The sequence below is a fragment of the Acinetobacter sp. RF14B genome (assembly GCF_006864105.1).
Taxonomy (GTDB): domain Bacteria; phylum Pseudomonadota; class Gammaproteobacteria; order Pseudomonadales; family Moraxellaceae; genus Acinetobacter; species Acinetobacter lwoffii_C.
The window spans coordinates 1-23,754 of record NZ_SMTB01000041.1; the positions used below are offsets into that span (position 1 = coordinate 1).

Here is a 23,754-nt window from a genome sequence, read left to right on the forward strand (position 1 = left end):
GCAGGCTGCTCATGAGGGCTGGAATCTGGATCAGTCCACCGCCTCCCACCGCTGCATCAATCGCCCCTGCCATAAAGGCAAAGACGACCAGACTGATGATAATCTCAAGCTCCATGTGAATAAAACCGAATTAGAGATTAAGTACGCGTTTTGGCACCAGACGTTTACGCTCGGTAATTTCTGCCAGCCCCAGACACTGATCGCCATGAAAGACCAGTACCTGCGGTTCAGCAGGATGATCAATATTACTTTCCATCCCCCGGCTAAAATACTCCGCGCGGCCTTCCGGCACCTGAATGTGCGTAAAATGCTGGACCGGAGCATAGGCAGCTAAAAGCAGGGCTTCGCGCTCTGCTTCAGGCAGACTTTCCAGATATTCGAGGGTATAGCCAGGAATAAGATCAAAATGTCCAGTTCGGGTACGGTGCAGATAAGTCAGATGACCATACGTTCCCAGCGCTTTGGCAATATCTTCACCGAGTACACGAATATAAGTGCCTTTGGAGCAGGTCACATCCAGCGTGATACTGTTTTCAGTAAAGGACAATAAGGTAATTGCATAAATAGTGATTGGGCGAGCTTCGCGTTCAATCTCAATGCCTTGGCGAGCCAGCTCATATAACGGTCGGCCTTCTTTTTTGAGAGCCGAATACATCGGTGGCACTTGCTGGATATCCCCGGTGAACTGAGCCAAGACCTCTTCAATACGTGCTTCAGTCAGCTCGGGCACCGCCTGCTCCAGTAGCACTTCACCTTCGACATCACCCGTGGTGGTGCTATGACCTAAAAAGATGGTGGTCTGATAGCGCTTGGTCGAATCCAGCAGATAATGCGAAAACTTGGTCGCCTCTCCCAGACAGATCGGCAATAAACCGGAGGCCAGTGGATCCAGTGCCCCGGTATGGCCTGCCTTTTGCGCACGGTACAGCCAGCGGACTTTTTGCAGTGCCGCATTAGAGCTGATGCCCAAAGGTTTGTTTAACAGAAATACACCGCTGATATGACGACGCTGAATTTTAGGAGAAGCTACTTTCATGGCACAACATCAGACATTTTTTTAAATTGGTGCAATGGTAAAACCCTGCTCGATGATTTACAACTTGTCTATGCCGTTGAAATACATTTATGGCATATTGGGTCTATTCAGACTGGATTCCTCAGGAAAGAAAAACAAAAAAGGTGCATAGGATATGCAGAAATACAAAATCTGGATTATTGTGGCGCTGGTGCTCCTCTGTATGCTCACCCTGATTCTGTGGCTAGCTCCCAAAGATAAGACTGAAGCACATATAGCTACGCCGTCATCTTCCGCCACTGCCCCCCAGCAACAGACCGTATTGCTGAACCAGAACCCGGCCAATGCCATGTTTGCCAGTTCCAGTCAGCAGGATACGGAAATCAATTGTCAAATGCGTCTTGATGCCAGTCAGCGCTTAATAGTGAATGAACAGACCCGTAACTGTTTTGAATATTTTATTACCCAGTATGGCGAAAAAACACTGGAACAGATCGATACCGATTTTCAGGGCTACATTTCGCAGAATTATCAACAACCTGCGCTCTCACAAATTCTGAACTTGTGGAAGCGTTATCTGCAATACCGTCAGGCCCTAGGTTCTTTAAACCCGCCCTCTGGCCTCAATCAGGAAGACCCGGCTTATTACCGCAGCATCTATACTGCTACCCAGAATTTACGTCAACAGTTTTTCTCGCAGGGTGAAATTGAAGGCCTGTTTGGTACAGAAGATAACTACCATGAATATACCTTGGAACGGATGGCGGTTCTGGCAGATCAACAGCTGAGTGAAGCAGAAAAAGCCCAGCAACTGAAAAACCTATTCGAGCAACTGCCTCAGGACTGGCAGGAAAATCTGGAACAACTGAACAAGCTAGAAGATTTACGTCAATTAACGGCTGATATTAAAGCTCGCGGCGGCTCTGCTGAAGAAATCCGGCAGATGCGTCTGAATCTGGTGGGTCCGGCCGCCACCCAGCGTTTGGAAAAACTGGATATAGAACGGGCCAACTGGAAAAATGATGTCAACCACTACCTTTATGCACGGGACAACATCTTAAAAAGTGGCATAAGTGATAATGCCAAACAGCAAGCTATTCAGGAGCTGCGGGTACAGTCCTTTAAAAAGCCCGAAGACCGTTTGCGACTGGACACCTTTGAACAGCTGCATGATCAGGGAGGTAAATTACCTTATCCAGATTGACATGCTCTCCTGATCAGATCAGGTCAGAGAAGCTGGCTCCTTGCTGGATCTATTCATCGGATTGACAAAGATCCTACCTCAATAGAGCTAAACAAGTATGTCAGCCACTGTTCATATGGTGTCGCGTTTTCAAGAGTTTATAAAAGCTATCTCGAATAGTTGGTGCGCCACTATTTTTTCAGCTTGCTCTTGTCCTGAAATGATATGGTCTTTAGCCGACAGTCTGAGAAGAATAAGCAAAAGAAAAACAATATCTCCCCATGAGCAGCGCAGCATGGACTGCAAAATTTTAGCGCTGGAACTGACAACCTATTTAATAAAGCTTATAAAAAAGGAATTTATGAAAATGTTGAGGCAATTTCAGCCCGCATTGGCTGTCACGCTCACCAGTAGCATAGTGCTTGGCTTATCTCTACATACCCAAGCAGTGTGCCAGTGCCACGCGGGTCATTGCAAAAGAAAAATATGGCGCGGATTGCCATAACAACAACAAGCAGGAGTGATTTATGAAATATGGACTATTTATAGCAGGCTTGCTCTTCGGCTCAAGCTCTGTCATGGCACAAACTCCCACGCTGGCCAGTCAAGCCACTGCAAAAGTCAGCTCGAACTACGCCAAAACCCAATATCCGATAGTTTTTGCGCATGGTATGGCAGGATTTATTCGTATAGGCACGGATCAGTTTGGACTGGATTACTGGTATCAGATTCTGCCAGATTTGGCCCGTAATGGCGCCAATGTCTGGGCCACGCGTGTATCACCCTTTAACTCATCTGAGGTACGGGGTGAACAGCTTAAACAGCAGGTTGAAGAAATTTTAGCCATTACAGGCGCTGAAAAGGTCAATCTGATTGGTCACTCGCATGGCGGCCCGACGATTCGCTATGTGGCAGGTGTAGCCCCTAACTCCGTTGCCTCCTTAACTACAGTGGGCGCACCCCATAAAGGTTCTCCAGTGGCGGATTTAATTCTAAAAGCGCAAGGCAGATTTATTGAAGAAGCTTTGGTCGGTAGCATTAACCTGATGTCTAAAGCAATCACTTGGGCACAGGGCCTAAACCCAAACAGTTTCCCGCATGATTCCATAGCGGCAGGTAACAGTCTTACACTGGCCGGCGCAGCTGAATTTAACCAGAAATATCCCCTCGGGATGCCCACAACAAGCTGTGGAGAAGGCAGCTATAAACAGGGAGGCATTTACCACTATTCTTTCACTGGTGTTGGAACGGTCACCAATATTCTTGATCCGGACTCCGCTTTACAACTCACCAGCTTATTAATAGATGGAGGACGGGATAATGATGGCCTGGTGGCACGTTGTAGCGCAAAATTCGGTAAAACCATTCGCGATAATTACCACTGGAATCATCTGGACGAGGTTAATATGGTATTGGGTCTTAAAAGTCTATTTGCCCCTGATCCGGTCAATGTCTATCGCCAGCATGCCAACCGTTTAAAGTTACAGGGTCTTTAAGGTCAAAGATGATTCTGGAGCGACTATAGTGAATATCTCAGTTGTTTTAAAAAACTTGATGAGCAAGTGGTGATTTTCCATTCACCGGCCAACAGATTAAAAGTACAGGCATATAAACTACAGATATAAAAAATGCGCCGATAGGCGCATTTTTTAACTCGTGATAAAACTTAAAATTAAGCTTTAACTTTACGAGCTGGTAATTTTTCACGGATACGCGCAGCTTTACCAGACAATTCACGCAGGTAGTAAAGTTTAGCACGACGAACGGCACCACGACGTTTCACTTCAACTTTAGCTACGATTGGAGAATGTGTTTGGAAAACACGTTCAACACCAACACCGCTAGAGATTTTACGAACTGTAAACGCAGAGTTTAAACCACGGTTTTTGATTGCAATTACTACACCTTCAAAAGCCTGAAGACGTTCACGATCGCCCTCTTTTACTTTTACAGAAACAATAACTGTATCACCTGGTGCAAATTCAGGTAGATCTGTTCTTAATTGTGCATTTTCAACTGCTTGAACTAAAGGATGCTTACCGCTCATGGGGTATCTCCGATTAGCGCGGGTCAGAAGGGGTCTGATATCCGCAGGGTATAGAGGCTAAAGCGCATGTTACCCATTAAACTTTTTCTTTATGCTTGACCACTTCAATACATAAAGAGCCTAATAAAATACTTAATTAAATTTAAGTATTTTGCTCAGGTAAAGCCTTAAAGCAGTGCTTTAAGTTTACTTACCCTTGCTCATCTTTGAGCCATTTTTTTTGCTGCTTGCTTAGCTCAACTTGCTCCACCAACTCTGGGCGGCGTTCAAGTGTACGCTGGTAACGCTGCAAAAACCGCCATTTTTCAATATTTGCATGATGCCCAGACTTTAATACCTCAGGCACATCCAAACCTTCAAAATGATCTGGCTTGGTATATTGCGGACAGTCTAACAGACCGTCCACAAAGGAGTCTTGCACATGAGATTGCTCATCAGACATGGCATTCGGAAGTCTCCGAATAATGCTGTCTAATAAAACCATCGCAGGCAGCTCACCGCCCGACAAGACGTAATCCCCGATTGACCATTCCTGATCAACATATTTCTGGATCAAACGCTCATCGACCCCTTCATAACGTCCACAGAGTACAATCAGACCGTCATACCGAACGAAATCCTGTACTGCTGCTTCATTTAAGGTTTTACCTTGGGGTGACATATACACCACCGGTACATGAACCGCACCTGCATCATTTGCAAGCTCTTTGGCACGGTGAATTGCTTTTGCCAGCGGCTCAGCCATCATCACCATACCCGGACCACCCCCAAATGGACGTTCATCCACCCGTTTGTAGTTGCCCGTTGCAAAATCACGTGGATTAATACAGTGAATCTGCATCAAATCCCGTTTTGCTGCGCGCCCGCTAATCCCGTAGGCTGTAATCGCTTCAAACATTTCAGGAAAAAGCGTAATGACTGCAAAAAACATCGCAGACTCCTCTATTTCCGAAATATTAGTAATCTACGCCCCAATTTACGTAGATACGACCAGCTTCGAGATCAACACGCTGGACCACATCTTTGTGCCATGGAATCATTCGCTCTTCACCATCAACGCTCTCGGCAGTCGCACGAACCACCATAACGTCATTGGCACCTGTCTCAAACAGCTCATGGATTTGACCGAGGTTGACTTCCTGCTCATCATCGTCCAGACCTAACACCGTTAGGCCTTTCAGATCAGACCAGTAATACTCGTCCACGCCTGCTTGTGGCAGCTGCGATTTTGCAATCCAGATATTTGCACCCACCAGGTTATCTGCTGCAGTGCGATCGCTCACACCTTTCAAGCTGACCACCAGGCCCTTACCATGCGGTTTCCAACGTTTTACATCGACAATTTGCCAACCTGCTTTAGTCTCAATGTACCAAGGCAGGTAGTCAAATATGTTGCTCATGGGTTCTGTATTGGAATAGACCCAGAGCCACCCATTTAATCCATATGCTGAACGTAACTGTCCAATCTGAATACGATCTTCGGGAACATTCTGTGTTGGTGTCATGGGCTACCTACTACTTAATTCGTTAAAATTATGCAGCAGCTGCAGCTTTCTTAGCTTGAGCAGCTAAAGAAGCAACACGCTCTGAAGGTTGAGCACCTTGAGCCACCCAGTGAGCGAAACGATCAGCATCTAAACGAAGTTTTTCTGCTTTACCTTGAGCTGTTGGGTTGAAGAAACCGATACGTTCGATGAAACGACCGTCACGCGCATTGCGGCTGTCAGTTACAACGATTTGATAGAATGGACGCTTTTTAGCACCACCACGAGTAAGACGAATAACAACCATGATAGAACCTTATAGTTTTTACGGATTATCCCTGTATCGACCATCGATACAATTCAAACCCCTTTCATAGAGGGCCGTATTTTACGCGATGTTTGCCCTGAATGAAAGATTAAAAAGTGGGTTGGCTACAATTTTAGGTTTAGCGCCCGTCCCAAGTAGATGTTTCACTCAAGGCACAAGCTACCGCACCCTTAGCCCAAAATTTCTGGTTTCTTTGATTTAAACAAAGAACACCATTATTAGCAACCACAGTACCTGTTTTAGGAGTAGCTACAAGTGTCCATGTACTCAACCCGACATTAGTTAAAGCGACGGTATATAGGACTTCACCTTGTGATGGAATATTTCCTGAGTGCTGTATATCTGCTAACGTAATAGCCGTTAGTGTCCCTCCAACATCTTTCATATAAGAAAAATTAGCAATTTTATAGCGCTGTATTTTTTGAGCAATATCCAGTAACTCAGCTTGAGCTTCAGTTCTTTTTGTTTTTCGAACATATTCCTGATATGAAGGATAAGTAATCGCAGCAAGGATACCTATAATTGCCACCACAATCATGAGTTCGATAAGCGTAAAGCCTTTATTTTCATTTACCATTCTTCATGCCCCGTTCCACACGTCATGGTCGTGGTATTAATATTAGCCCAAGTCTTATTTTTACAGCGCAAGCCTGTGCTTGACATTAAGAAGCTAAAGTTTCGCGTATCTTTACTTTCAGCTGTCACAACCCATGTTTGTCCGGTGGCGCCAGGAACCAAAACAAAATTATACTTAACGGCTGTTCCAGTTGCTCCTTTAGGCAGCACCCTCAAATCCATTGGCACATTAGCTCCCTCATAGCTAAAGTTGCGAGACTTATGCTTATCTAACATCATTGCTATTTGTTGAAGTTGGTCTTGTGCTTGCGCAGCCTGACCACGTCGTACAATAGCTTGATAGGATGGAATCGCAACTGCAGCAAATATAGCTACAATTACGACTACAACCATGAGTTCAACCAAAGTAAAACCTTTTACTGGTGAAATATTTAAATTCATAAGTCACCTATCAGTTTTTAAGCGCTAGTTTTTCATACCAACGTTGAGGAATCAGACACATTTCTGTTGCCTCACCACCACCAAAACCACCAGTCACAGTGAGTGCAATACGGCCACTTGTTTGAATACAATAATTTTTTGCACTAGAATCACCTTTCGCTTCAGGTGGACATGCTTCATCACCACAAGTTACCGGTGGGCAGCTGTCACCTTCACAATCAGGATTTCTACTACCTCCATCATCTTGACCACCAACGGTCACAGTATGAATACCCACACCAATTACAGCACGTGAATCAGCTGGCTTCGAAGCACACTGGCCATATGGCAAACAGAAAGCTGTAATCATACTTTCACCTTTAACCCCAGCACCACAGTCACCAGAAATACCGGGTTTACTAGCATCAAAAGTAGAAACATATAATTTATAGTTCATCACCAATGGTGTACCAAATACTTTCTCACTTTGTTTTTTATAGCTACTACAATTTGTCAGTGCTCCATCTACTCCAGCTGTACAGTTTTGGAAGCGATAGAACCAGCCTTTGCCTGAATAAGGTGCAACAGGATTAGTGGTTGAGAAGCGATTACTATCGGTAATTTCTCCTAATTGTGTTTTTATGACGCTTTCAGTTTTAAGAGGCGCTGTTGCCGCTCTATTGAACAAATCACGGCGTGCAACATCTTTATCATAAACATTATAAATAGAATCGTAGTCATAGCCTGCTGTAGTGGTTGTATAATCTCGTAAAGGTTCGCTTCTATTACCACTGCCTATTGAAATCAGTGCAAATGTTTCACCGCCTGCATTATATAGAGAGAAACTCGGCATATCATAGAAACGTGGACTTTTCTCTGCCGCATTTAAATTTAATAGACGGACTGGAGTTTTGGGTACAGCTCCTATCTTACCTTGTTTATTATCTAAATCGATTCTAAATACCTGACCGCCTAAATCCCCAAAGTAAAGATGATCTACAAGGTCATCTCCATCACGGTCAACCGTACGGATTTGGCTTGCAACGCTATATTTTAAGTCATTATGTTGAGTTGCGATTACACCTGATTCTGTTGTTACTGCTGAAGTACTTGATGCGTTGGCACTGGCCCACCATAATAAATCACCATTGTCAGCATCAAACATATAGACACCGGCGCCTTTCTTATTGGGTTGATTATAAATATGACTCTCATAACCTTCATATAAGCCTTTTACGCCATTTGTACGCGCATCACCATCATCACCACCAGCATCATACCCCCCACCTACAAACATAACGCGTTTACGTACACCACCCCAATTAACCCATGCTATGGAGGGTTTTGACCAGCTCTGACCCATATATTGCAATTCTGAGAAAGATTTGCTTGATGATCCGCTATAGACTTTCTGGGTTGCAGGATCGATATGGAATTTAAGTGTTGGGCTGTTTATATCGCTCAAATCTAAAGCATAATAACTACGTCCCCCCATACGCAAACCACCGTATGCAATTTGCCAGCCCTTTTGACTAGTGGTTCGGCCATTACCCACTGTTAAATTACCAGAAGCATCTACCACATAACGCGTATCAAGCGCCCACGCACCATCAATTCCGTAAAACAGTTTTTGCATTCCACCAGTAGTAACATTCGATGGCCTGAAAGCATCTTTTTGATTTTCTACCATTTCATTAGGCACAAAGGCAAATTTTTCTACACCAGTATTGGCATCAACAACATGAAGCAAACCTTGCGTTGTTCCGAAAAGTATATAGTCTTCCCGGTTAGTCGATTCCATAACCCTATTAGTTTTATTGTAACTGAGCTTACCTTTATTCGTAACAATTACTGGATAAGAATGCATGACTGCACCCATCTGACGTAGAGCTGGTTGGGTAATTAAATTTGCAACTGTCGTTGGCGGGCTATTAACATCGATGTTATAGCCTAATAATGATACTAAATAACCACGATTCGGATCATTTTTATATGTCGAATCTGAAAGGTCTGTAAGTTGAACTTGACGAAGGTTACCACTCCCCCCAAATACAGTTGAAGCTCCTGTTACAGTCGCTCTACGGTTTGTTAGCAGTTTCCGTTGAGCTGTTTGATTATCAGCTTTAGCCCCTAATAACAATTGAGACCAAGCACCACCTCTCGCTGCAAATTTACGGCTACCTACTGTATTTTCATCACCATTGGCTACTGAAGTATCAATTGCTTTCGCCCAATAATCATAAACTGCTGATGTAATATTTCCATTTGCATCATAGGTAGGTTCCACCAAACTACCATTGGTATTAAAGACCCGAGAACCACCTTGACCTTTTAATATACCATTTACATCAACTTTAAATTTTTTCAAATTTCCAAGCCAAAGTTGGTAATTGGTATTAGGTGTCGGTTGAAAGGTCTGATAATAAGCATCATCTTGAAGTTCGGCCGGATTTAAAGCATCACGTGGAATTGTAGGCGAGCCAGTCGTAACTGAAGGAATATCTTTTGATAAATTGCTGATAAAATCATTTACACTCTCGACAATATCTTGAGAACTATTTCCTGGATACCATCCACCTTCACCAATAATTCCCCAATATGCTGCTTCTTGAACATTGGTTAAGTTTGTTTTTTTATTTCCATTTTTATCTAAAAATGGAGCTAAATTTTCCGCTTGTGATTTTGTAGGATCGTATTTTGGAATACTATTAAAACTATTACCAAACCCGACTACAGCTGTTTTAAATTTCAATCCTTTAGCATTTTTAGTTGGATCTAATAACGCAGAATTTAATTTTCCAATACAATCCCATCCAGGAGAGGTTCCTGTGCAATTTGGGAATGATGATTTACCAATAGCTGCTCTTGATAAGTCTGTATTTGTTCCTTTGTTGGGCTCACCATCTGTTAAAACGTAAACTCCTTGACCACTACATTTCTTAATCTCATCTGTTTGAGTAAGCGAAGTAGGAGAGCTGTAATTATTTCCACTTTTAGTCAATTCGTCAGATTCACCCCACCCACCATCAGTATAGTTTTTAGTCGACGTCCCCATTAAATAAGCAATAGTCGTGGCATAAGACCGACCTGTAGGCGTATTAGAATTTGCAGATAAGGAATTAATTTTATTCCATAATATCTCTCTCTGGAGTTGGGTTACATCCTTACATGTTTGGTTTGAGCCCTTTCCAGAACATTCTTGGCCTGTTGTGACTATTTCATTTAAGCGTCTTGCAGGTACTAATACTGCACCAGACTCAGTATTTTTTGGTGAACCCAAGGTTGATAAACCTATAATTTTATCATCGGCTAACTTTGTGATTCCTTTAGATGCATTACCATTTAAAAGATCATTCATTGCTGTTTTTAGACGAGTAATTCGTGCCTGTCCTGTACCGTCATATGAACCACTGCCAGTCATACTTCCAGATACATCAAGCATAAACATAAGCGTGACATCACCAGACTTTGCATCCTGATAAATATCAATATCACTTGCCTGAGTTACACTTGTAGTAATCACTACAGTAGATAATGTAGTTATACTTGCAACAAGGACTTTATAGCCATATGAACTTAGAAAATTATTTTTTAATGGTTTCATTTCATTACCCCAAATTTAGACAAAGTCCTGAACAATGACATATTCAGTCACATGAGAAGTAAACGGAACATTGAGATCACTCAGGCATTCTGTGACCGTTCTTCTACTCGGTGCATTTAAACTTACCGGAGTACCTGTAGGAATTGTTACTTCACTCATATGATTTTGAAAACATGCATTAATTGCTGAACTCGTTGCAGACGTAAGATTAGGCATAACTGAAACTGCAAAAACCTTTACTGCCTTACTACGCTCGAATTTAACTGCTTCTTCATCCGTACCAAATTGCGCCCCAAAAAATGGATCATTTTCAGAAATACTAGAAAACTTGACCGCGACTTGCGTCATTACCACTTTTCGTCCACTTGTAAAAAAGTTAGTAGAACTTCCTGTATTTGAATTACAGTAACCCTCTGTACCAAATTCATTATTTGTTGGTGCAGTTGCCCCAGCTTTCCAATAAATGATACTTGCACGATTGATGTCAAAGAAACTTGGTTCAGCACCTCTATAGCAAAATACAAGTTCCTTATCTCTATCATCGGCACCACCAATATAGCCAAACATTCCACTACCACTGAGTGCCTGAATAATATTGTCTTCTCTTTCAACATTGAAAAATGCCGAGTCCGAGTTTTGTAGTAACAATTGCTGTGCTTGGCTATTCGTTGCAATCCCCAGAGAAACCATTCCTTGTCGCACGGCGAGCGTTCCCAGGACAATAACAGCTAACAATATAAGTAGAACCACTATAAGCGTTGCACCACGTTGTTTCTTAATCATTGCCCTCTTTCCCCAAATGTATTTCTCAAAGCGACTGTTTGTGTTACGACTTGACGAGCATATTTAGGAGAGTTTGCTGCAGGAGTTTTAATTTTTACAGCTTGATCTAATACTTGAAAAACCTGGCCGTCTGAGAAGGTGCTGTCATTTCCCACCGACTGATTGGAACGCCCAAGAATCCCTAATTGAATTAATAGAATTCGCGGTCTTGGAGCTGGCAATGCAAGATAAGTACTAGCATCAACATAACGATAATTAGCCCCATTTTGAATCCCATACAACACCCTGAAATGATCGGCGCGTTTTAAAATAATCTGTCCAGCATCTCCAAATCCCGTAATAGAGGTTGGACTACCATCTAAAGGATAGTACCCTGCATCACAGGCAAGCGCTAAAGGCTGATTTGGCTCATTATCGCTTTTATTACTATCCGCTCTTAAGAAGTAACGCTGTACTATTACCTGTCTCCCCTGTGCCAGGGTAAATTCTAAATTATTCCCTTCGCAATCAAATCCTCCATACCACACATCATCTGTAGTTGCTAGGGTGCCTTTATCATCTTTGATATATTGAGGTAAATATTGAATTGTTAATTGGTCACTAGAAAAAGTATTTATATTTGAGATACCAGACCACTGTGGGGCACTTCCTACTGTCTGACCATGACTTCTGGATAATAAATTCTGTGCAACAGTGCCCCCAATAAGTGTAATAGGCAGATTAGCTCTATCCGTTCCTGTTACAGTCACTGCATTTGCACTCGACCTAAATACGATACCGCCATAGGTACTAAGATCATTGATACTCGATTGAACGGTATTCAAATTACCCAATCGAATATCATGAATAATTGTATTCAAACCAAAATTTGCATCATCCTGTAAACTTGCCTGGCCTTGTTGTAAGGCTTGGCTTCTCGAAGCAGTTAAAAACAGCATTAGGGCGGCTGCACTAATTACCAGACCAAGTGCTAGTGCTATCAGCAATTCAATTAAAGTAAAACCTACCTGTTTATTCATATCAGTAGACCTCCATAATTAAACAGGTTGAATCAGGATCATATGCAGTACTGGAAGTACAGTTTCCCTCCCCAACTGCTCCATGTGTTGGTGCAGTGTCTCCCCATGCCACATAAATGCAATGGCGCCCATCATTATTTCCTTGGCATGGCAAATAATTGATCATCATGCCAATTGAACGTGCTTTTTTAGAAATTTCGGACACATCAAAATCAGCAAAGTCAGTACTTGTACAATTCGTTGCAGTAAAGCAGTTTTTCGCTCGATCTATCTGTTTCCCAGCGGTATTTAGATGATAGGTATAAACATTTTCTGCCCCGCGATTTACACGCATTCTTTCAGCCAAGTCACGACCTAAATTAATCGCTTGAATACGCGAACCACTTTCTATAGTTGCTTCAACCGCTCTATACTGAAGTGCAATAAATCCCATTACGCCGATTGCCAGAATAAGCAATGCAATGAGTACTTCCATCAGTCCAACACCCTGTTGATGGTTTATTCTATTCATCAGCATGTTCCCTTCACCACTTGTTGAACCGTTCCCATTTTAGACACTGAAATAGTTTGAGATATTCCGCCCGAATTACTACATAAGATAAATGTCGTATCTGTAGTTGCACCAACTACACCGCCATTAAATCCATATGTAATTTCTGTTGCACTACTTGGAAGTAATGTGGTGGAGCCATAAGGCATCCAATTTAAAACCGTATCTGTATTCGCAACCAAAGTCGTTGTCTCCGCAGATTGCAGTGCGACTTCTACATTGCGTCGTTCCAATACTGCTTTGGAACGTGCTTGCTGTAGAACACCTATCAGCTCATTGGTACTTTTTTTAAGATTTTGTTGGGTCATCATATTGCCAAATGAAGGAGCAGCTATTCCTGCAATAATCGCCAACACCGCAATCGTCACCATCAACTCAATTAGCGTAAATCCATTATTTTTCTGCATGCGCCCCCCAGCAACAAAACTTTACCCTATTAAAAATCTTATTCTAATTGTTTACAAAAACCACACATTACAAGATAAAAGGCATAAAAAAACGGATGACTGTCATTTGGCAATCATCCGTTAATTTTTGAGTAAAATTAAACTGTTAACTACAACACCTTTTAAGCCTGAGCTACAGGAATGCGTAACTCTTTGGGCAAACTAAAAGTAATATTTTCTTCACGACCATCCAGCTCTTGAGGTGCCTGTGCCCCCCAGTCCTGTAAACGCTGAATGACTTGTTTAATTAGAATTTCTGGCGCAGATGCGCCAGCGGTAACTCCAATTTTAGTATTTTCAGTAAACCAGCCTTGTTGCAGCTCATCCGCATTATCCACCAAATAAGCTGCTTTCCCCATACGTTCGGCCAGTTCACGTAAGCGGTTTGAGTTAGACGAGTTTGGCGAACCGACCACCAGAACCACATCACAAGCAGATGCCAGATCGCGCACCGCATCCTGACGGTTTTGCGTGGCATAGCAGATATCATCTTTACGCGGACCTTGGATCAGCGGGAATTTCTGCCGAAGCGCATCAATGACTTTAGCAGTATCGTCAATGGACAAAGTCGTCTGGGTTACAAATGCGACTTTATCAGGATTATGCACTGTTAAAGCAGCGACATCTTCTTCATCTTCAACCAGATAAATTTCACCACCCTTTTTCTTGTCGTATTGACCCATGGTGCCTTCGACTTCCGGGTGGCCTTCATGACCAATTAAAATGGCTTCAATCCCTTCACGGGCATATTTGGTCACTTCAATATGTACTTTGGTCACTAGCGGACACGTCGCATCAAAAACCTTCAGGCCACGACGCTCCGCTTCTTGCTGTACAGCCTTAGATACTCCATGTGCACTAAAAATCACAATATTGTCATCTGGCACTTCATCGAGTTCATCGACAAAAATCGCACCACGCTGACGCAGGTCATCCACCACAAATTTATTATGAACCACTTCATGACGCACATAAATGGGTGGATTAAAGCATTCTAGGGCCCGGTTGACAATCGCAATGGCACGATCAACACCAGCACAGAAACCACGCGGGTTGGCTAAGACAATTTCCATAGAATCCTCAATACTCACACCATTTTTAGCGGTTCAATTGAAATAAATGTAAACATTCGACTCACAACTATTTAGTTTAAAGCCGCTCTACTCTAAAATAGAGAAGATATTTTATCATATCAGGAAAAATATCATGTCGGGTCTCTTGTTTGTCGTTTCCGCGGCGTCTGGAACGGGCAAAACATCCCTTGTTAAAGCCTTACTTGAGCGTGTCAACAATCTTCATGTTTCTGTCTCTCATACGACACGCGGTCAACGACCTGGCGAACTCGATGGCGTACATTATCATTTCTCGACCAAAGAAGATTTTTTAAATCTGGTCAATCAAGGCGGTTTTATTGAATACGCAGAAGTATTCGGTAATTACTATGGTACGGCTCAGGCCACAGTCCAGGAACAGCTGGCCAAGGGCCATGATGTTTTACTGGAAATTGACTGGCAAGGCGCACAGCAGGTACGTCGCTTATTTCCTGAATCCAAACAGATTTTCATCCTGCCACCAAGCCAGTTTGACTTGCGTCAACGCCTCTCCAACCGCGGCACCGACTCTGTTGAAGTAATTGAACACCGTCTCAGCTGTGCAGTTGAAGACATGCAGCAATATACCAATTTTGACTATGTGATTATCAATGACGACTTTAACAAGGCGCTGCACGACCTTGAATCCGTGATTATTGCCAATCGTCTGGTGGTATCTCAGCAGGCGTACCGTCATGAAAAACTGATCCAGGCTTTAATTACACCGAGCGCCGAGTGATTAAAACTTGAGTCTCTAGGCAAAGCCTTTTATACTGTGCAGTCTGTTAAAATTTACTATTCAAACGAGAATTCTTATGGCACGCGTAACCGTTGAAGATTGTTTAGACCATGTAGACAACCGCTTTGAGCTTGTACTAGTGGCAAGCAAACGCGCGCGTCAATTGGCACGTCAAGGCATTGAACCGACTGTGGAATGGGACAATGACAAACCGACTGTAGTGGCTTTGCGCGAAATCGCTGCAGGGCATGTGTCCAAAGATATTTTAAAACAGCGTGATCAGGATTACCAAACTTCGAGCCTGGATCTGGCACTTTCTGCAAACAACCTTAATCTGGATGGCTTTTCTTTCCAATAAGCTCTCCTCCAGAAAAAAGCCTAGTTTAAAACTAGGCTTTTTTTGTTTTCTGGCTTTTATATTTATGCTAGAACGGTTATAACTTAACAGTTAGCTCCCGAGTTTGTCCCGGTTTTCTGCTTTTAAGCATGAAAAAAATTGACAAGCTTTATGATTTCGATTTCATTAGAGCTTTCAGTTTTTTGTTTGTAAGAAAATATAGTTTAAAAGGTGTTTTATGCCAGGGCCACAGGTCAGTCAAGCCAAGCAACAATTACATATCATTATCGACGCGTATTTAAATGAAAGCGAAGTCGAGCGTGTGCTTGCGGCTTGTGATTATGCAGATCTGGCCCATGAAGGCATTACCCGTAAAAGCGGCGAACCCTATATTCTGCACCCGATTGCGGTAAGCTGTATTTTGGCTCATATGCGGCTGGATACTGAAACCCTGATGGCCGCCCTGCTGCATGATGTTATTGAAGATACTGACTTTAACAAAGATGACATTAGCGAGAAATTTGGCCGTACCGTTGCAGAGTTGGTAGATGGCGTCACCAAACTGAGTCATTCCAGCGATAAAGAATATAATAAAGCTGCTTCTTTTAGAAAAATTCTGCAAGCCACCTTACAAGATCCACGTGTCATTATTATTAAACTTGCTGACCGTTATCACAACATGACCACTTTAGAGTCATTGCGGCCAGATAAACGCATGCGGATTGCACAGGAAACCTTTGATATTTTTGTGCCGATGGCGCGTATTGTCGGCATGAACGAAATGGCCGACAATCTGGAACACCTGTGCTATCAGAATCTTGATTTGGATATGTTTAATAATGTTCAGGATGCATTATTACAGACCAAACCGAAACGCTGTGAATATCAGAGCATCTGGGAGGTCAATCTGGCCGAACTGCTACAACAGCATCACATTCATGGTCGTATTAAAAAGAAAAACAACAATATCGAGCTACTGCGTCACTTCGTCAAAAACGATATTGACTTACAAGAACTGACCCATAGCCATGCCTTTGAAATTATTTTACAAAGCATTGCCGACTGTGACCGCCTTGCAGACATTCTACGAGAAAACTTCCAGGTCCTGCATTATGAAGATCATATCCGCCGTCCACTACCTGGCGGTAACCAGTCACTGCTAATGCGCCTGAAAGGTGAAAAGACCACCTTGTCGCTTACCATTCAAACCGAGTTGATGCGCAAGGCTGCACGCTTTGGCGTAGTTCTGGGTGAAAATGCACCACAAGCCTGTCGCTCTGCCATTCAGGCTTCCATGCAAAACCTGAATGGTCTAATTGATGGGGAATGTGCCAAAACCACCTTTAGTGAATTACTGGATTATCTGCATCAGGAAAAAATCTGGGTCTATACTCCGCATGGGCATCTGCATGAATTACCCCAAGGCGCGACCGCGGTTGATTTTGCCTATGCTGCCAGTCTTTTCTTGGGCAACCATGCCATTGGTGCCAAAATTAATGGAGATACTAAACCGCTTTCCACACCACTCTCTAGCGGTCAGGTGGTCGAAATTATTACCGATGTGCTGGCAACCCCAAACCCCGACTGGCTCAGCTTTATTAACACCCAAAAAGCCCGTCGTGCCATTCAGAATATTCTGCGTGATCAGGATATAGACGAACAGCGTCTGGTCGGTCAGCAGGCTTTAAGTCGTGCATTAAAATTATTCCAGCGCTCTGTCGGTGATTTGACCGAGGCAGACTGGCACAATCTGCTGCAATGGCGCCATGTGGTCAGTAAAGAGCAGTTTTTTGAACAGATTGCGGTCGGGGACTTATTACCGCAACTGGTCGCCAATCACCTGTTCTCTCAAGACCAGCAACAGGAAGCCAACAGCTCGACTCGTCTGATTAAGGGAACTGAAGGTGTGGATGTCAAATATGCCCATTGCTGCAATCCGGTTCTGGGTGATCCGATTCAGGGGCATCTTACCCGTCGTGGCCTGATTGTGCATCGTTTACGCTGCCATAATCTGCTGCATGAGCAAAACCAGCATCCTGAAAATATTATGCTCTTGCAATGGACCTCGGATGATCTGGAGGATGTCAACTTTACCGCCTATTTAAAGATTGACCTGGCGATGAATGACGAGCAGATTTCTGACCTGATTTACCAGTGTCGTAAAGCCAAATCTGGGGTCGAAATGGTACGGACTTACGAAGACAAAACCTATGTCAATGTCGTGGTGCATAACCGCAAGCACATTGCCCAGATTATTCGTGAACTGCGCATGCATTTTGGTTTCCCTCGCATCAGCCGTCTGGAACATCCCCTCAAGATTGCCGAAACGTCCAAAGCAAGTTAATCACTTAAAACGATAATGCTTTTGCCAGTTGAATTGATCTACTATGATGTATCTTGATGATAAAAGGAGAAATTGATGTCCCGCCAAGTGATCCATACTGAAAATGCCCCTGCTGCGATTGGCACCTACTCACAAGCCATTCTTGCTGGAGATACGCTTTATCTATCCGGCCAAATCGGTCTGGACCCATACAGTATGGAACTGGTTGAAGGTATTGAAGCACAAATTCGCCGCGTATTTGATAACTTAAAAGCAGTGTGTGAAGCTGCGGGTGGCTCGCTGGCGGATATTGTTAAACTGAATATCTTTTTAACTGATCTGTCTCATTTCCAGCTGGTTAACCAGATCATGGGCGAATATTTTGCCCAGCCCTACCCTGCACGCGCCGCTTTAGGTGTAGCCAGCTTACCCAAAGATGCTTTGGTTGAGATGGATGGAATAGTAGTTATTAATCAATAATTTATTAAAAAAAACTAACTTTTTAAGGCCATTATTCTTCATAAGGTCTTATGCTTGAGCGGAAATCTAATTGCATTCGGATTTCCGCTTACTTATATTATCTTTATTTAAATCACCAATCATAATAAATACTTTTTCAAATGATTTTTATTGACAAACGATAACAATTATCAATAATATTACTTATCTTATTTATTCACTGTGGTTGTATCCTATGTATGTTTGTCTATGCCGTGGCATTACAGATCAAGACATTAAAGATGCTATTGCAAATGGTGCAGAAAGTTATCGTGACGTGCGCGATATGCTTGATTTAGGTACTTGTTGTGGACGCTGCGCTCCAGAAGCACGCATGATCATCAGTGATGAAGTTTCCCAGATTGCAGCCCGTTTGGCGGTGGCTGCCTAAACCCGATAAAGATAAGAATAAGAAGTAAAATAAATGATTTAACATCATTTCCTCCCCCGCCTCTGACTCTGGCGGGTTTTTATTGTGAGTCATTCGCTTCAGCTGTACTTGATTGCGATTTTCATTTGCTGTTCTATAAATTACTCACCATTTTGCTGGAACATGTTTTAATATCCTATAAAACAACTTTTTACTTAGAAAACCAATCAGGTTTTAAATGGAGTTATACGATGAAAGGCAATCGTGATGTGATTAATCAGCTCAATCAGGTGTTGTATCACCACCTCACTGCCATTAACCAGTATTTTCTGCATTCACGCATGTTTAATGATTGGGGTATTGAGCAACTCGGTTCGGCAGAATATAAAGAATCAATTCGTCAAATGAAACATGCTGACAAGATTATTGAGCGTATTTTATTTTTAGAAGGCTTACCGAATTTACAGCATCTGGGCAAGTTGTATATTGGCCAGCATACCCAAGAAGTCTTGCAGTGTGATGTACGCAAGGTCAAAGAAAATATCGAAACCATTCAGCAGACTGTCGCACTGGCTGAAACGCAAATGGACTATGTAACCCGTGACTTACTGAAGGATATTCTGGACAAAGAAGAGGAATATCTGGACTGGACCACGACTCAGTTAGACCTGATTGAAAGTATTGGTATTGAAAACTATATTCAGAGCCAGCTCTAAACTTAAAGTAAGTTAATAAAAAGCCAGCAGATGCCACTGCTGTCCCACAATTTTAATTAGGCTCTCGTGTGAATTGCATAAAGTATCAAAAACAATTCGAGAGTTTTTTAAATAGATGATATTTATTCATATTTATATTTATATTTATATTTAAATATTACACAGCCTCATCTTTCCTTTAAAAGTTTAAATGGATTTGTACAGGCAACACCATACTTTGGAAAGACCCAAAGTAGGCAAAAGTCTTTTATTACCCATACACGACGTCCTGTCGTGATGGGTAATGTGTGGCATCCCTGCCACACCCTCGTCACTTAAAGCCTCATCACTTCAACTATGGAACAGCATTAAACAACTACTGGCTTTTTATTGGCTTTATTTCGGCATCTCCTGAATCAGCTCCTCATAACTGACTTCGATTTTTTGAATGACTTTCAAACGATTCAGCTGCTGCCGTGCCTCTTTTTCTTTCCCATTAAACGCCAAAAGTTTGGCATATTTCAGCAGATTGTATTTAGTTGGATAACTTAGAACCATCTGCTCGCCTTGCATAATCTGTTCAGCAGACACTTTGCTATAAGGATTGAGTCGAATCCAGTCAATACGGCGGTTAAACTCACTCAGCAGATAAACAGGTTGCTGATTGGTGATGTTCTCAGGCTGTTTTTCATAGCGGATACTTTGGCTCAATTTTGGAACCACGGTATCGTAATCGCGATAAATCACGGTTAGTAAAATTAATCCGAAAACGAAAATGAATTTCAGGCCGATTGATGGCATAACTATTATTTTAATTTTTGGATGTTGGGCCAGAACCGTACCCAGAATAAAACCGACTGGTAACAGGAAATAGGCATAGTGCTGGGGAAACTCAAACATAGCATGGGTGATAAAAGCCCCGATCATCAAGATCCCGATGACAGATTCTGGTGTATTGACCCAGCGTTGTAGCTGATAACCCAAATAACCGAAATAGGCTAAAAATGGCAGACCAATGACTAGTCCATTCCAGAGCAAAAAGTCCAAAATAAAATTATGTGCACTGCGAATCCAGACTGGACCTTGTACGCTATCGCTAATCGAGACAAAAGCTACACTGCTCTGATACCAGCCATAGCCAAACCATGGCTGTGCCTGAATGGCTGCCAGCATTTGCTGCCAGATCGCGAGGCGTGACATATCGCCTGTAGCACGTGCCACTACATCACGACTTTGCACAACATTCGCATCTATCGCCTGAGCAGCAAGTTGACTGAGCCATGGGAAAGCCACAATACAGGCAACAAAGAAGATGAACCAAGCAATACTGTAATACCATTTCAGGCGGATAATATCTTTATACTGGTAGAACGCCAGATACAGCATAATCGCGATCGCAGCCACCCAGGCAGTACGTGACTGGCTTAACGCCACTCCCATGATAATTAATACAGCGCAGGCAAAGAGCCATTTGGTCTGGATTTTTTTCTTTTCATACAGATAAAGGCAGCTCATCAAGGCCATGACTAGAAACGTCGCCATATTGTTTGGCTGGGCAAAATTGGCATAAGGTCGCTGATTACCGCTGATATTCACCATACCCGGTAAAGTTGCATCCAGATTGGTCCATTGGCAAATAGCAATGATACCTGTGACAGTACCCGAAGCCAGAAACACATAACTCAGGTTGGTGAAGGTGTCTTCTCGGCTATAGTTCCCGGTTGAAAGGTGATAACCCAAGACACTTGCCAGCCAAAAGCTAAAAACAAAAATAAAGCCCATCATGGCGATGCTAAAGAAAAACACCTGCCCTGCAAGTAGCTGAATAAAAGGTACACCAGCAAGCAGCAGTAAAGGCAGACTCACTATTGGAATTCTTAATTTTTCTTTTAGACAAACTGCTGCAATAGCGAATAATGCCAAGAAGGTATACAGTTCGCCCGTATAAGTCACCCAAGGACGGTAATGAATGGGCATGAGCCAAGCGAGGGAGATAAAAACAGCTGCGAGCAGCACCAGCAGGAATTTCATGTGAACTTTAAGAAAAAGAAATTTTGCTCATGATAAACAAAAAGCAGATTAAAGGATAATCTGCTTTTTGTTTGGATTAAAAGAAATTAGTTCCAAGGGCGGAGGTCTACAATTTTTATCACATCACCTTGGCTATCTATAAGTACAGTCATATCTACAGCACTGGCTTTCATCGGTAAAAAAGCAGTTGCCTGTGGATATTTTGCCAAGATTTTTTTTACCTCGGTTTTGTTATTGTACTGCTGTAATAGCTCAAGTTTTTGTGCGCGTTGCTGGATTTGTGCTTTGGTTTGACTTAGCTCTACATAACGTTCAGGACGCTGTGCGATTGAAATACCGCCCAATACCTCTTCAAACATATTCTGATTTTTTTCTTCGATGTTCTTTGATATTTGAACACCCACAAATTTAGGCTTCAACCAAGAGGCCGTTTGATATTCTGGATAAGAATTTTCAATCTTATCAGCTATAATATCGTTTACACGAATAAGCTCAAAACGATCTACATTATAAGCAAGCCAAACAGGCCTAGCTTGTGAGATAGAAAAAAGACCATAGCCTAATGCAAAAAGTTGAAGTAGAAAAATAACGGCTAAATCAAATTGTAATGTTTTTTTATTTTCTTTATATATTATAAATCCCAAAATAGGACCCAAAATAATATCAATTGCCAAAAGCATTAAAAATATGTGAGTGACATCTGTGGCTTTAGCCAATGGGCTTGGATACCATACCTGAAATACCCAAAACAGTGATATTAGTGAAATACAAATAGATATCAAAAAGTGCCAAAGAAAAAATTGAACACGTTTATTTTTCATAACAACACTCTGTGATCAAGAAAATGATAAAAAAAAGACTGGCGAACCAGTCTTTTTATATTATGTAAATTAACGGCAGTTAGACGGTGCTAGTTTTGATTCTAATGTACCTGCAGTTGCACCCGCTTTAGGTGTAGCATCTTTTGCCAAACAAGCCCAATTAATTTGAGTTGCTGGTGGAGTATAAGTACCTGAACCTCCAGATGAATCAGGTAATGGAGTAGATGCACCAGTATATGGTTCTAACACAATCGTACCATCTTTTTGGATTTGATCCGTAAATCCAATTGTAATCTGACCTGTCTTGTCATCGATAGTTACGCCGCTTACAATAGCTGTTGCCGTAGGTGCAGAGTAACCTAAATCATATTTAGCAGCATTTGAAGCATTTTCAACAACTGTTGTTTTAGCTGCAGATGCTAATGAAATACCTTCAGATACTTTTGCTCGTTTTGTATAATCTTGATAAGCAGGGATCGCAACTGCAGCCAAAATACCGATAATCGCTACAACAATCATTAATTCAATAAGGGTAAAACCCTTTTGTACTGTATTCATAACATTCTCCACAAATGTTTTGTTAATTTTTTATGAGCTTTATAAGCTGTTTTGTATATAGCATTAAACATGCCAACTTCTATTATAAATATATTTAAATAAAAAACAGCTATTTAAAGATAAAAAATTTTCCATTGATTTTCTCAATGTATTTTTATGTAAAAAAGTGACACTTATTGTCACATAATTACAACATCAACCCAGAATAATTGGTTTATTCCCCAACTCATTTTCTACATCTGCTATTTTTCGGTCATAATACTGGTCTAACACCTGTCCAATGTGTTGAATTCCCTCAATTACGCCGTGTTTATATTCTTGCTTGGCCAAATTCTGAATAATGCTTTGGCAGATTTCATCCCAGACTTGCTGATTAGTCGCATTCTTAATCCCCCGATCAATCACAATCTCCACCTTACGCTCACATAAATTGAGGTACAGCAACACACCACTATTATATTCGGTATCCCAAACCCCAATTTCCGCAAAGAGTTGCCGAGCACGACAAAGCGTATCTTGATAATAAGCGGTTCGAGAAGGCAGGCAGCCTTCAATCACCACCTGAATTTCTCCGACATGGCCATGTTCGGCTTCTTCAACTGCCAGCGCAATCGCATGCTGATCCTGCTTGGAAAAAAAACGCTTGGTCGCCGGCATATAGAAAAAATGCTTGAGCCAGCGTTTAAAGCTTGGCTGAACAGTTTGTTCCAGCTTTGGCTGCGTGACAATCTCTGTTGTATCTGTAGTCATTACCATGAGCCTGATGCTCCTCCCCCGCCAAAACCACCACCGCCTCCACCGAAGCCGCCGCCCCCAAAACCACCACGTCCACTGCC

General features: G+C 42.3%; 26 protein-coding genes and 1 pseudogene. 9 read left to right on the top strand and 18 right to left on the bottom strand.

Translation table 11 applies throughout. The annotated features are described in order from the left end of the window. Nucleotides 1-115 (bottom strand): annotated as a pseudogene (locus E2K52_RS07840) (sulfite exporter TauE/SafE family protein); the annotation flags it as partial. 15 nt (nt 116-130) lie between these two features. Next, nucleotides 131-1,036 carry a tRNA pseudouridine(55) synthase TruB gene (gene truB / locus E2K52_RS07845; RefSeq protein ID WP_151204592.1) on the bottom strand — a complete coding sequence of 302 codons (906 nt, stop codon included), beginning with the start codon at nt 1,034-1,036 and terminating at the stop codon, nt 131-133. Between the two features lie 154 nt (nt 1,037-1,190). Between truB and E2K52_RS07850 the strand changes: the two genes are divergently transcribed. From E2K52_RS07850 to E2K52_RS07860, 3 genes are all read left to right on the top strand, one after another. Beyond that, complete coding sequence (locus E2K52_RS07850) at nt 1,191-2,219, top strand: lipase secretion chaperone (RefSeq protein WP_151204594.1); 1,029 nt, start codon at nt 1,191-1,193, stop codon at nt 2,217-2,219. A 97-nt stretch (nt 2,220-2,316) separates the two neighbouring features. Beyond that, a complete protein-coding gene (locus E2K52_RS07855) occupies nt 2,317-2,703 on the top strand; it encodes a hypothetical protein (RefSeq protein ID WP_151204596.1) in 387 nt (128 codons plus the stop codon). Between the two features lie 22 nt (nt 2,704-2,725). Then, nucleotides 2,726-3,694 (top strand): lipase family alpha/beta hydrolase, encoded by a 969-nt coding sequence (locus tag E2K52_RS07860; protein WP_151204598.1) that lies wholly within the window; start codon nt 2,726-2,728, stop codon nt 3,692-3,694. A 176-nt stretch (nt 3,695-3,870) separates the two neighbouring features. On the opposite strand, the gene rplS is transcribed toward E2K52_RS07860, so the two are convergent. The 12 genes from rplS to ispH all read right to left on the bottom strand — a co-directional run bounded on the left by rplS (nt 3,871) and on the right by ispH (nt 14,528). Then, the gene (gene rplS, locus E2K52_RS07865) at nt 3,871-4,245 is read right to left on the bottom strand and encodes a 50S ribosomal protein L19 (RefSeq protein WP_151204600.1); all 375 of its coding nucleotides are present in this window, start codon (nt 4,243-4,245) and stop codon (nt 3,871-3,873) included. A gap of 190 nt (nt 4,246-4,435) precedes the next feature. Next, nucleotides 4,436-5,176: a tRNA (guanosine(37)-N1)-methyltransferase TrmD gene (trmD, locus tag E2K52_RS07870; RefSeq protein WP_151204602.1), complete on the bottom strand. Its 741-nt coding sequence runs from the start codon at nt 5,174-5,176 to the stop codon at nt 4,436-4,438. A gap of 25 nt (nt 5,177-5,201) precedes the next feature. After that, on the bottom strand, nt 5,202-5,750 hold the full coding sequence (gene rimM, locus E2K52_RS07875) for a ribosome maturation factor RimM (RefSeq protein ID WP_151204604.1): 549 nt from the start codon (nt 5,748-5,750) through the stop codon (nt 5,202-5,204). Nucleotides 5,751-5,778: 28 nt separating this feature from the next. Further along, nucleotides 5,779-6,036, bottom strand: a complete 258-nt coding sequence (gene rpsP / locus E2K52_RS07880; RefSeq protein WP_004974526.1) for a 30S ribosomal protein S16 — start codon at nt 6,034-6,036, stop codon at nt 5,779-5,781. Between the two features lie 139 nt (nt 6,037-6,175). After that, entirely contained in the window at nt 6,176-6,634 is a 459-nt protein-coding gene (locus tag E2K52_RS07885) for a type IV pilin protein (RefSeq protein WP_151204606.1), read from the bottom strand. Beyond that, a complete protein-coding gene (locus E2K52_RS07890) occupies nt 6,628-7,074 on the bottom strand; it encodes a type IV pilin protein (protein ID WP_151204608.1) in 447 nt (148 codons plus the stop codon). Before E2K52_RS07890 ends, E2K52_RS07885 begins: the two co-directional genes overlap by 7 nt. 10 nt (nt 7,075-7,084) lie before the next feature. Continuing rightward, nucleotides 7,085-10,657 (bottom strand): PilC/PilY family type IV pilus protein, encoded by a 3,573-nt coding sequence (locus E2K52_RS07895; protein ID WP_151204610.1) that lies wholly within the window; start codon nt 10,655-10,657, stop codon nt 7,085-7,087. Between the two features lie 15 nt (nt 10,658-10,672). Continuing rightward, nucleotides 10,673-11,440 carry a pilus assembly protein PilX gene (locus E2K52_RS07900; RefSeq protein ID WP_171478828.1) on the bottom strand — a complete coding sequence of 256 codons (768 nt, stop codon included), beginning with the start codon at nt 11,438-11,440 and terminating at the stop codon, nt 10,673-10,675. Continuing rightward, complete coding sequence (locus tag E2K52_RS07905; RefSeq protein WP_151204612.1) at nt 11,437-12,459, bottom strand: PilW family protein; 1,023 nt, start codon at nt 12,457-12,459, stop codon at nt 11,437-11,439. The genes E2K52_RS07900 and E2K52_RS07905 overlap by 4 nt, the downstream gene beginning before the upstream one ends. A 1-nt stretch (nt 12,460) precedes the next feature. Next, nucleotides 12,461-12,970, bottom strand: coding sequence for a type IV pilus modification protein PilV (pilV, locus tag E2K52_RS07910; RefSeq protein ID WP_151204613.1), 510 nt, complete (start codon nt 12,968-12,970; stop codon nt 12,461-12,463). Next, nucleotides 12,970-13,416 carry a GspH/FimT family pseudopilin gene (locus tag E2K52_RS07915; RefSeq protein ID WP_151204615.1) on the bottom strand — a complete coding sequence of 149 codons (447 nt, stop codon included), beginning with the start codon at nt 13,414-13,416 and terminating at the stop codon, nt 12,970-12,972. Before E2K52_RS07915 ends, pilV begins: the two co-directional genes overlap by 1 nt. A gap of 161 nt (nt 13,417-13,577) precedes the next feature. Then, complete coding sequence (gene ispH / locus E2K52_RS07920; RefSeq protein WP_151204617.1) at nt 13,578-14,528, bottom strand: 4-hydroxy-3-methylbut-2-enyl diphosphate reductase; 951 nt, start codon at nt 14,526-14,528, stop codon at nt 13,578-13,580. 133 nt (nt 14,529-14,661) lie between these two features. Here ispH and gmk point away from each other — a divergent pair, with 133 nt between their 5' ends. From gmk to bfr, 6 genes are all read left to right on the top strand, one after another. After that, entirely contained in the window at nt 14,662-15,285 is a 624-nt protein-coding gene (gene gmk / locus E2K52_RS07925) for a guanylate kinase (RefSeq protein ID WP_151204618.1), read from the top strand. Between the two features lie 76 nt (nt 15,286-15,361). Then, nucleotides 15,362-15,643, top strand: coding sequence for a DNA-directed RNA polymerase subunit omega (rpoZ, locus tag E2K52_RS07930; protein ID WP_004650579.1), 282 nt, complete (start codon nt 15,362-15,364; stop codon nt 15,641-15,643). Nucleotides 15,644-15,860: 217 nt separating this feature from the next. Continuing rightward, on the top strand, nt 15,861-17,966 hold the full coding sequence (locus tag E2K52_RS07935; protein ID WP_151204620.1) for a RelA/SpoT family protein: 2,106 nt from the start codon (nt 15,861-15,863) through the stop codon (nt 17,964-17,966). A gap of 75 nt (nt 17,967-18,041) precedes the next feature. Further along, a complete protein-coding gene (locus E2K52_RS07940) occupies nt 18,042-18,425 on the top strand; it encodes a RidA family protein (protein WP_151204622.1) in 384 nt (127 codons plus the stop codon). A gap of 214 nt (nt 18,426-18,639) precedes the next feature. Next, nucleotides 18,640-18,834 carry a bacterioferritin-associated ferredoxin gene (locus E2K52_RS07945; protein ID WP_004644972.1) on the top strand — a complete coding sequence of 65 codons (195 nt, stop codon included), beginning with the start codon at nt 18,640-18,642 and terminating at the stop codon, nt 18,832-18,834. 230 nt (nt 18,835-19,064) lie between these two features. Then, entirely contained in the window at nt 19,065-19,529 is a 465-nt protein-coding gene (bfr, locus tag E2K52_RS07950) for a heteropolymeric bacterioferritin subunit Bfr (protein ID WP_151204624.1), read from the top strand. Nucleotides 19,530-19,904: 375 nt separating this feature from the next. Here bfr and E2K52_RS07955 read toward each other — a convergent pair whose 3' ends face one another. The 4 genes from E2K52_RS07955 to E2K52_RS07970 all read right to left on the bottom strand — a co-directional run bounded on the left by E2K52_RS07955 (nt 19,905) and on the right by E2K52_RS07970 (nt 23,674). Next, nucleotides 19,905-21,539, bottom strand: a complete 1,635-nt coding sequence (locus E2K52_RS07955) for a PglL family O-oligosaccharyltransferase (RefSeq protein WP_151204625.1) — start codon at nt 21,537-21,539, stop codon at nt 19,905-19,907. A gap of 86 nt (nt 21,540-21,625) precedes the next feature. Beyond that, the gene (tfpZ, locus tag E2K52_RS07960) at nt 21,626-22,360 is read right to left on the bottom strand and encodes a TfpX/TfpZ family type IV pilin accessory protein (protein ID WP_151204626.1); all 735 of its coding nucleotides are present in this window, start codon (nt 22,358-22,360) and stop codon (nt 21,626-21,628) included. A gap of 69 nt (nt 22,361-22,429) precedes the next feature. Further along, on the bottom strand, nt 22,430-22,918 hold the full coding sequence (locus tag E2K52_RS07965; RefSeq protein WP_151204627.1) for a pilin: 489 nt from the start codon (nt 22,916-22,918) through the stop codon (nt 22,430-22,432). A gap of 195 nt (nt 22,919-23,113) precedes the next feature. After that, nucleotides 23,114-23,674: a TPM domain-containing protein gene (locus E2K52_RS07970; RefSeq protein WP_151204628.1), complete on the bottom strand. Its 561-nt coding sequence runs from the start codon at nt 23,672-23,674 to the stop codon at nt 23,114-23,116. Between the last annotated feature and the right edge of the window lie 80 nt (nt 23,675-23,754).